The following is a 3,533-nucleotide window of genomic DNA, read 5'->3' as shown; positions in this document are numbered from 1 at the left end:
GCTGTCCGTGGCCTTGTCGCGAGATCCGTCCGAACCGGTCATCGGCCGGCCTCCCGCACGGGCGTGGCGTTCAGTTGCCGGGCGGCCGCCTCCATCAACCGGGTTCCGATCTCGTCGACGTGGCGCTCGCGCCAGCTCTCCATCCGCGTGCCCTTGACCCATTGGTTGAAGGCGCCCAGGGCGGGACCGCAGTGCACTTGGAAGTCCACGCGGTTGTCGGCCGATCCGGCCATGGCGGCCCGCTGGCTGTGACCGAAGTACCACCGGAACACCAGGGCCATCCGGTGCTTGGGGTTCTGCTCGGCCTTCTCCAGCTCCTTGGGCTCCCGCCGGGCGAAGTAGTCCCTCGTCTCCTGCCAGACGTCATCCAGTGACCTGCGGAAGTAGCGCTGCTCGATCAACGCGCGCGTCTCCGGATCGATCTCTTCCAGCGATTCGTGACGCCGGTACAACTCGTGGAGCTTCCTCGCGCGGGCGGGGAAGAACACACCGCGCTTGAGGACCTGCACCTGCGCGCCGATCTCGAACATGTCCCCGGCCGGGGCGTAATCGGTGTCCTGCACGTTGATCTGCTGCAGCATGTCCTTGGCGAGGTCGCTCATGTCGGCTTCGACCGTGCACTGGTTGATCGAGCCGGTGAGTACGAAGTCGGCGCCCAGCAGGAACGCCGCCGCGGCTGCCTCCGGCGTCCCGATCCCGCCCGCGGCTCCCACCCGCACCCGTGCCGGGTAGCCGAGCTCCTCCGCCATGCGGTCACGGAGGCGCAACATGGTCGGGAGCAGCACCATGAGATTCCCGCGGTCCGTGTGCCCTCCGGAGTCCGCCTCGACACACAGGTCGTCCGCCATGGGCACCCCCGCCGCCAGTGCCGCCTGTTCGGCGGTGATCAGCCCTTCCTGTTCAAGGAGCCCGACCAGCCGCTCCGGTGGAGGGCTCAGGAAGCTCTCGGCCACTTCCGGCCGGGAGACCTTGGCGAGGATCCGGTTGGCGATTCTCACCTCGCCGTCCGGGCCCTTGGTGAGCCCGCTGAGCCGGTAGTGCACGAGCGCCCGGGTGACCCTCATGAAGGCAGAGGCCTCCACGGCCCGGATCCCGCGTGAGAGCAGCAGCCGGACCGTGTCGTCCTCCGTCGCGGGGAAGGTCGGATTGTGGACCAGGTTCACCCCGAACGGGGCGTCGGTACCGACTCCGGCCACGATGCGCGTGATGGCCGAAGCGATACGGTCCTGCTCCAGACCACCACTGCCGAAGAAGGCGAGCAGCCCAGCGCGGGCCGCGCGTATGACCAGCTCCTCGGAGGCGATACCGCGGTACATCGAACCGCAGACGTAGGCGTACCTGGCGCCGTAGGCACGCCGGAACGCGGCACTTCCGAGCGACTGCGGGCCTGACGTCTCGTCGGCTGTGTCTCGGCCGACCTCCACCGCTTCCCGAACCGCCTGCGGGGCGGGCGCCGGAGCCGGTGCGGGCCTGGGCGACGGGAGCGTCGGCACTGGTGCGGTCGTTTCCCGGATCTTGCCGACCAGTCGGGTCAGAACCGTGCCCGGACCGACCTCTTCGAACTCGGTGACGCCTTGCGCCAAGAGGTGTCTGACGCTCTGTTCCCATCGGACCGGACGGACCAGTTGCTCGGACAGCAGGCGACGCACACTGTCCTGTTCGTACTCCCGCCCCGTGACATTCGCGATGACGGGCACGGAAAGCCTCCCGAAGGTGACCCCCTCAAGGAACCTTTCGAACTCCCTCTGGACGGAGGCCATGTGGCGTGAGTGAAAGGCGCCACTCACCCGGAGGGGGACAAAGCCGCTGGCTCCGGCTGCGGTGAACACGTCGCGTGCACCGTGAACGATGTTTTTGGGCCCGGAGATGATCACCTGGTCGGCTGAGTTGTAGTTGGCGATGTCGATTTCGGTGAGGCCGGCGTCCGCCAGGACCGATGCGATCCGCTCCTCACCCATTCCGACGACCGCCGCCATACCACCGTTCCTGACCGTGCCCATCAGGCGACCCCGCTCCTTGACCAGACGCAGGCCCGTCAGGAAGTCGAACGCGCCTGCGGCGAAGAGCGCTGTGTACTCGCCGAGGCTATGACCTGCGAAGAAGCCGGCCCCATGCCATCCCCCGCCCGTCCTGTCCAGATGGGCCAGTGCCGAAACGGCATAGAGAGCAGGCTGAGTGAATTCAGTCAGATCCAGTCGGCGGTCCGCGTCCTCCTTGCAGAGGTCCGCTATCGAGTATCCGAGAACATCATCGGCGCCGGAAACCAGCTCCGGAAAGCGGGCGAAGAGATCACCTCCCATTCCGCGGGACTGCGAACCCTGGCCGGGAAAGATGATTGCCTTCATGCGCTCTCCACGGTTTGTGGTTTTTCCTGACAGGGCACGTCGGGAACGCCTGGACAGCTTCCGCAGGCGCTCCAGCCCATGCCCTTCTCGAGCGAACGGGTCGATCAGCGCGACAGACCTGGAACGGGAATTCTCGGACAGATTCCGTGCAGCGAAATTGGACATGGTCGCAGAGGGCCCGAGGTCGACGTAGAGACATGGATCGCCTTGGTCTTCCAGCGAGCGGATCGCTTTCTGGAAGTTGATCGGTTCCCTGACCATGCGCCAGAAATGGTCGACTCCGAGATCATCCATGGCCGCCCCGGTGGCGCAGGAGACGAAGGGCACGCCTGGCCGGCGCACGGTGAGACCGGACAGTGCTTGCCGGTAGGGCTCTGCCGCCACGTCCATGAGCCGCGAGTGAAAGGCAAAGGTCACCGGCAGCACTTGGCAGAGCACTCCGCTCGCCTTGAGCCGGGCTTCCTCCCGCGCTACTTGCCCCGGTTCTCCGGTGAGCACGAAGTGATGGCCGAAATTGACCGCAGCCAGTTCGAGCCCTCCACAGAGGCTCTCGTCAAGGGGCCCTTCGTGGCCGCCTTTCCGGTATTTACGGATGTCATCCAGGACAGCGATCATGCTGCCGGGCGGGCAGTGCCGGTCCACCAGCCGCACTTGCGCCGCGATCGAGCGGGCCAGGTCCTCGACGTCCAGTACGTCGGCCGCCGCCGCAGCCGCGAACTCGCCCAGACTCGCCCCCAGCACGCGGTCGGGCTGGATCCCCTCAGCCCGGACCATCTCCACCAGGGAGAGCTCCACCATCAGGATCGCCGGATGCGTGTACCTGAGTTGATCGAACGGGTGCGCAGCCCCCCGGTCCTCCCGGTAGATCTCTCGCAGAACGCCTGGCAGTCCAGCGTCCGCGAACACCGCGTCCAAAGACCGCATCGAACGCGCAAAGGCTGGATTTGAGCGCCACAACTCCCGGCCCATCCCGTAATATTGAGACCCCTGGCCGGAGAACATAAAAACTAAGGATTCGGACACGACAAGCCCCCCGTTGGCTACCTCAATCCCTCACGCTGAATGACTGCCTGAGTGTGCGCGCACGAATTCAGCACACCCTCGGGCTCCATGACGCAGCAGATGGTTACCGAGCTCGACGCGCAGAGCGGATCGCTCCGTCAGTCCCGTACGCATCGATTCGGGAGA

The 3,533-nt window shown here is 66.1% G+C and carries 1 protein-coding gene; it reads right to left on the bottom strand.

Going from position 1 to position 3,533, the window contains the following annotated elements; genetic code table 11:
* Positions 1–38: 38 nt before the first annotated feature.
* On the bottom strand, positions 39–3,347 hold the full coding sequence (fabD, locus tag CR470_RS01140) for an ACP S-malonyltransferase (protein WP_097865704.1): 3,309 nt from the start codon (positions 3,345–3,347) through the stop codon (positions 39–41).
* Positions 3,348–3,533: the final 186 nt, after the last annotated feature.

The sequence above is a fragment of the Streptomyces sp. rh34 genome, assembly GCF_002551245.1.
GTDB lineage: Bacteria > Actinomycetota > Actinomycetes > Streptomycetales > Streptomycetaceae > Streptomyces.
This window is presented reverse-complemented; position numbering and strand designations above follow the sequence as displayed.